This window comes from Rhizobium sp. P40RR-XXII (assembly GCF_012641405.1).
In the GTDB taxonomy this organism is placed as follows: Bacteria; Pseudomonadota; Alphaproteobacteria; order Rhizobiales; family Rhizobiaceae; genus Rhizobium.
In genome coordinates this window covers 51,727-58,029 of the sequence record NZ_JABAII010000028.1, presented here as the reverse complement: position 1 = coordinate 58,029, position 6,303 = coordinate 51,727, and the positions used below count along the sequence as shown (strand labels likewise).

Annotated in this window: 4 protein-coding genes; 2 read left to right on the top strand and 2 right to left on the bottom strand. The window is 59.1% G+C overall.

Annotation, left to right across the window (positions count from 1 at the left end; genetic code table 11):
* Positions 1-106: 106 nt before the first annotated feature.
* Positions 107-424, bottom strand: a complete 318-nt coding sequence (locus HGP16_RS31990) for a hypothetical protein (RefSeq protein WP_168843957.1) — start codon at positions 422-424, stop codon at positions 107-109.
* A gap of 368 nt (positions 425-792) precedes the next feature.
* On the bottom strand, positions 793-3,162 hold the full coding sequence (locus HGP16_RS31985; protein WP_168843956.1) for a DUF1989 domain-containing protein: 2,370 nt from the start codon (positions 3,160-3,162) through the stop codon (positions 793-795).
* Between the two features lie 244 nt (positions 3,163-3,406).
* Between HGP16_RS31985 and HGP16_RS31980 the strand changes: the two genes are divergently transcribed.
* A complete protein-coding gene (locus tag HGP16_RS31980; RefSeq protein WP_168843955.1) occupies positions 3,407-5,191 on the top strand; it encodes an APC family permease in 1,785 nt (594 codons plus the stop codon).
* Positions 5,192-5,396: 205 nt separating this feature from the next.
* The gene (locus HGP16_RS31975) at positions 5,397-6,182 is read left to right on the top strand and encodes a class I SAM-dependent methyltransferase (protein ID WP_168843954.1); all 786 of its coding nucleotides are present in this window, start codon (positions 5,397-5,399) and stop codon (positions 6,180-6,182) included.
* Positions 6,183-6,303 lie beyond the last annotated feature (121 nt).

Below are 6,303 nucleotides of genomic sequence, written 5' to 3'. Positions count from 1 at the left end.
GTCGTGTTGTGTTGCTTGGCGTCATCATTAAACACGCGGCCGGGGGCCGGGGCTCATGGTTCGAAAACCATGAGCCACGTCCAGTCAATCCGCTCAGACGCCACCCTTAATGGCCTGAAACGCTGGGCATGCTCTCCACCGTCTCCAGACCCGCTTGTTGGGGAGTAAGTTCGTCCGCTGCCGCGACCCATAGGCACTGGAGGGTTGAACCACCATTCTGATTCTGAATGTAGGTTGCATTGCCATTGGCAGCGTAAGAATCTGTGTGTCCTGCTGCGATATTGACGTTCTGCCAATTGTTGACGTGAATTATCGTCAGATTGTACGTCGATGCGTTTGGACCGCGATTATATACGTGTAAGGTCCCCGGCACTTTTCCTAGTACATGTATTTTTCCATCTGGTGGTATGTTGACGACTGCCATTTTCAGCTCCTCTTGTTGAATAGCGTACAACTGTCCCGCGCGAGGGGGTATGGGCTATCCTCCTTGCTTAAGACAGCGCGACAATAGAGGCCGCCGCCTCAATGAGATGTGCGGAACATCACAGACAGGGCGGAATATCACGGCTTGAAAACCGCTACGTGCCGCGCGATAAATTCGCTTGTGCCGAAAAGCGCTCATCGAGTGCCGCCGTCAATGATCGGAAAACGACAACAGATCCACGATGGACGGAAGCAGCGCCTGGAGCGGGCCGGATATGAGATGGTACTCGCCCGCTGGTGATATGAGGCCGTCGACCCCGATAATCGCTCGGTAGCGTAAACCCTGGAGATGGAAGGGCCGGAGATGCTCTAGGAGCGCGGCCGCGTCTTCTGCGGGTCGTAATGTGATAGGGGCACGATGACGGCCGGAAGCCGCTTCTGTTGACCATCGAGCTTGCCGATCTCGACCTTGGTGCCGACAGCCGCATGGGTGACATCGACGCGGGCGAGCGCAATGGTCTTGCCGAGAATCGGCGACCGTGTCGCGCTGGTAACCACACCGATTTGCGCCCGGCCTATATGGATGCAATCACCATGGCCGATGGCTTCGTTTGCTTCGACATCGAGGCCTACCGTCAGATGGCGCGGATTTTCCTTTCTGCGGATCAGTGCCTCGCGGCCGATGAACTCGTCCTGCTTGGATTTCAGGGGCACGGTGAAGCCGATGCCCGCCTCGAAGGGATCAGTCTGATCGTCGAACTCATGATGGGCGAAGACAAGGCCGGCCTCGATGCGCACCATGTCCAGTGCCTCCAGACCCATCGGTTTTAGACCATAGGGCACGCCGGCTTTCCAGACAGCGTCGAAGACGGTTGCCGCATCCTTCGGGTGGCAGAAGATCTCGTAGCCGAGTTCGCCGGTATAACCGGTGCGGGAAACGACGATCGGCGCGCCCTCGAAATGGCCGATACGGCCGACCGCGAAACGGAACCATTCGAGTTCGCTGATCGTCGGCTGCCGGGGCGCAGTCCAGATGATCTCTTTCACGATATCCCGGCTTTTCGGGCCTTGCAGCGCGATGTTGTGCATCTGGTCGGTGGAGGAGCGGATCCAGGCCTTGAAGCCCTTCTTCGCGGCCTGCTCGCGCAGCCAGATACCGCTATAGTCATCGCCGCCGATCCAGCGGAAGTTCTTATCGCCGAGACGAAACAGCGTGCCGTCGTCGATCATGCCGCCATGCTCGTAGCACATGGCGGAATAGACGACCTGGCCGGGCGACAGCTTGCGCACGTCGCGCGTCAGGCAATATTGCAGCAGTTCTTCCGCATCCGGCCCCGTCACCTCGAACTTGCGAAGCGGCGAGAGATCCATCACGACGGCGCGTTCGCGGCAGGCCCAGTATTCCTCGACCGGTCCTTCCGAGGAGAAGCGGTTCGGCAGCCAGAAGCCACGATATTCGGTGTAGTCACGCGTCAGGGCGGAGAGGCGCGGGTGAAACGCGGTCTCCCGCGTCAGTTCGGGGTCGGCATCAGGGGTCATGCGATAGGCCACCGCTCGTGTGAATTTTTCTTTGCCGGAAAAGGTGCGCACGTGGATATCGGTCGGGTCCCAGCCATTGGCCGCATCGATGTCATCGGGGCAGGATGAGGAGACGCAGACGAGATCCGTCAGCGCACGCATCAGGACATAGTCCCCTGGTCGCGACCAGGGTTCGTCGAGATAGAGCTGATTATTGTGATCGAGATTGGTGTTGTAGAAGTAGTTCAGTGCCTCCCAGCCTTTGCGGCCGGCGATGCCATAGGGTGCGAGCGCCGCATTGAAATTGTCGGTGCAGTTTACATGGCCGGGATAGCCCATGTCGTCGTAATAACGGGAATTGCAGGCGGTGGCGAAGGCATCGTGGCGGCCGACCGTATCCTGCACGATTTCCACCAGCGGCTCGAAATCGCGATCGAAAGCCTTGGACGGAAGTCCGGGTGCCGGGTAGCTGCGACCGAGCAGGGTGCGGGTGACAGTGGAATCGAGCGCGAGATCGAGCCCTTTGTCGACCTTGCGCGCGGAAAAGGCCTGAAAGTCGGTGCATTGCCGGCCATAGACATCGATGATCTGGATATACTCGCCGGCCCGAACGAAATAGGCGGAAGCGGTCGCCGCTCTGATGCGAATGTCTTCGATCGGATCGGCAAGAGGTTCCGGCAGCGCGGACGTATAATCTCGCAGGATAGTCGTGCGGCGTATCCTGACCTCGATGGGCGTTGCCGTATCCTGCGCCTCCGGCGACATGGCCGTGCCCGGCGCTGAGGCGATCAGCAGGCCTTTGAGAGCGACGGTGAATTCCGCCGTGCTGCCCGCCGGCGATGACGCGCCGAAGAGGCGCAGCGCCGTCGCGGACGCCATGTCGGCTCCACGCCGTTCCAGCGCTGCTTTCACGCGAGAAGCACTTTCATTTCCAGATGAAAGGATAGCCTTCAGGCCTGCCGCCTCACCGCTGAATGCCGTGCCCAGGCCAGCGGATTGAAAGCGCCCTTTCTCATCTAGAAAGGTCAGTTCGCAGATCTGGCCGCCTTCGCTATCCGTCAGCGTAATCCGATCACCGGGCTCGACTCGCAAGACCAGCGACCCGCCGCCCTTGCAGCGATAGCGTTCGGTATCTTGCGGCAACGCCGGAATGCCCGGATAGCGCACGATGCTCGCCGAAATCGGCCGTATTCCGGCTGTTGGCGGGTGGAGATCTCGCATAGAGCCCTCTCGGGAAATGGGGGTGCGTCGAGGCACCGGAATCATGCTGACAAAATGCCGGTGGAAAGTAAAGGGATATTGACTAAAAAGAAAATATCTTCACTATGCATAAAGGGCATGCATCTGGAAACCCGCGCACAGACTCGGCTTATGAAAACCTCCAGCACGCCCCGCAATGCCATGGGAGGCACGTTCAGGGAGACGTACGAGAGATACGTCCGGAACAAAATGGGGAATTTCGACAATGACGGATATCGTGGACGCCGGCGCTTCTGCCGGCACCGAAGGAAAACTTATACGCGCGCTTGACTGGAAGGGCGCGTTCTGGGTGGCTGCCGGCGTGCCGCCGCTTGTTCTCTTCTCCATTGGCGGTATCGCCGGCACCACGGGCAAGCTTGCCTTCGTTGTGTGGATCATCTCGATGATCATGGGCTTCCTGCAATCGTTTACCTATGCGGAAATTGCCGGCATGTTCGCCAACAAGTCCGGCGGCGCCTCGGTCTATGGCGCGACGGCCTGGCTGCGCTATTCGAAATTCATCGCGCCACTGTCCGTCTGGTGCAACTGGTTTGCCTGGTCGCCGGTGCTCTCGCTCGGCTGCGCCATTGCGGCCGGTTATATCCTCAATGCCCTCTTCCCCATTCCCGCAGCGGATTCACAGGCCGTCTTGAGCTGGATCAGCGCGCATGCGACGTCGATCACCGCCGATAGCCCGCGCATTGCCGAATACATCGCGGCCCATGCCGGCACATCGCCAGACGATGCGGTAAAAGCGCTGCTCAGCGCCGATGGCGTTGCCGCCTTTACGCCCGCCATCCGCAACTGGTCTCTCGTCAGCTTCAATATTCCCTTCCTCGCAACCGCCAATATCAACGCCACCTTCTTCATCGGCGGCATCCTGATGTTGATCATCTTCGCGATCCAGCATCGCGGCATTTCCGAAACGGCGAGCGTGCAGAAATGGCTCGCCATCATCGTTCTAGTGCCACTGCTCATCATCGGCGTCTATCCGATCGTCAGCGGCCAGATCGTCTCCGCCAACGTTACGGGACTGTTGCCGCCGACAGCGGCTTACGCCGCGACCGACGGCACCTGGAGCAATGGCGGCTGGACACTCTTCCTCGGCGGCCTTTATATTGCCGCCTGGTCGACCTACGGTTTCGAGACGGCAGTCTGCTATACCCGCGAGCTCAAGAACCCGAAGACGGATACGTTCAAGGCGATCTTCTATTCGGGGCTTGCCTGCTGCATCTTCTTCTTCCTCGTGCCCTTCGCCTTTCAGGGCGTGCTTGGCCATGCGGGCATGCTGGCACCGGGCATCGTCGACGGCACCGGCGTCGGTGAAGCGCTCGGCGGCCTCATCGGCGCCGGCCGCATCGTGACGCAGCTGCTCGTCATCCTGATGATCCTTGCACTGTTCCTCGCTATCATGACGGCGATGGCCGGTTCGTCTCGCACCCTCTATCAGGGCTCGAAGGATGGATGGCTGCCGAAATATCTCGATCATGTGAACGAGAACGGCGCGCCGACGAGAGCGATGTGGACGGACTTCGCCTTTAATCTCTTCCTCCTGGCCATCGCGTCCGACACCAGCGGCTATTTCTTCGTGCTGGCTGTGTCCAACGTCGGATACATCATCTTCAACTTCCTCAACCTCAATTCCGGCTGGATCCATCGCATGGACTCCGGGCATATCGAGCGTCCGTGGAAAGCGCCGTCCTGGCTCATCGGCCTCAACACCGTGCTTGCCTTCGTCAATGCCCTCTTCCTCGGCGCCGGTGCCAAGGTTTGGGGCTATGCGAATGCACTCTGGATCGGCTTCGCCTTCGCGGCGCTGATCCTGCCGGTCTTCGCCTACAGGCACTATGTGCGCGACGGCGGCAAATTCCCGGCAGGCGCCATGGACGATCTTGGGCTGATCGGCCAAGATCTGGGTGTCAAGAAAGCGGGCATCCTGCCCTATGTCGCGCTCGTCGGGGGCCTCGCTATCGTGTTAATCGCTAACTGGGCTTTCCAGCTACCGGCATAATGGCACCTGACGAACCTCCCATTCACAGCACTGAGGGTCCGGCTCGCTTGGCAGGCCGGACCTTGCCGCCAGGGAAGAATTCGCGCGATCTCCTTGCGATCGTTGATCACCGCGCCGGTGAACCGCAGTTGCAATGCGCGCCTTCCCCTTCCGGTGCATCTCCTTTATACCTCCCGGTCCGATAATATTGGGCAGGAGGATGACCGTGAACGCCGATGAAGTCGCCGCTCATTGGGAAAACAACGCCGAGACTTGGACCATCTACAGCCGCGCGGGCTATGACAGGTATCGCGATGCGTTGAACACGCCCGCTTTTTTAAACATGCTGCCCTCGGTTACCGGCCTAAAGGGGCTTGATCTTGGCTGTGGCGAAGGCTCTAACACCAGGGCGGTCGCGCGCCTTGGTGCCCGCATGACGGGTCTTGATATCGCACCGACCTTTCTACGCTATGCCCGCGAAACTGAGGCAAGCGATCCGCTCGGCATCGAATATGTACTTGGAGACGGCCAGTCCATCGACTTTCCCGAGGCAAGCTTCGATTTTGTTACCGCCTTCATGTCGATGATGGACATGGCTAACCAGCAGGGCGTGCTCAATGAGGTAGTGCGCATTCTCCGACCCAATGGCTTTTTGCAGTTTTCCATCCTCCATCCCTGCTTCGTGCCGCCAACACGCAAGAACATCCGTGACGAAAAAGGCGAGCCGATTGCGGTTCAAATTGCCGACTATTTCGACGAGAGAGACGGGCGAATCGAACGCTGGGTCTTCTCGTCCATCCCCGCAGAAGAGCGTTCGGCGCTGACGCCATTCTCGATTCCTCGATTTCACCGAACGCTTACAAGCTGGGTATCGATGATAGTTGGTGCCGGTCTTGTGATCGAGGCATTTGGTGAACCGATGGCAAGCCGCGAGGTGGCGTTTGCCGAACCGGTGGTCGCTGATACCCGCATAGCACCGATCTTCCTGCATATCAGGGCGCGCAAGGCCTGATACGCATCTTGCTTCCCCGTCGGCTTGCTCGCCGGTTTCCAGAGATCGGAAGCGAAGTTCGGAAATTTTATCCGAAAATTCTCTCATCTAATTGATAAAAAAAGATATTTTGAAATCCCAA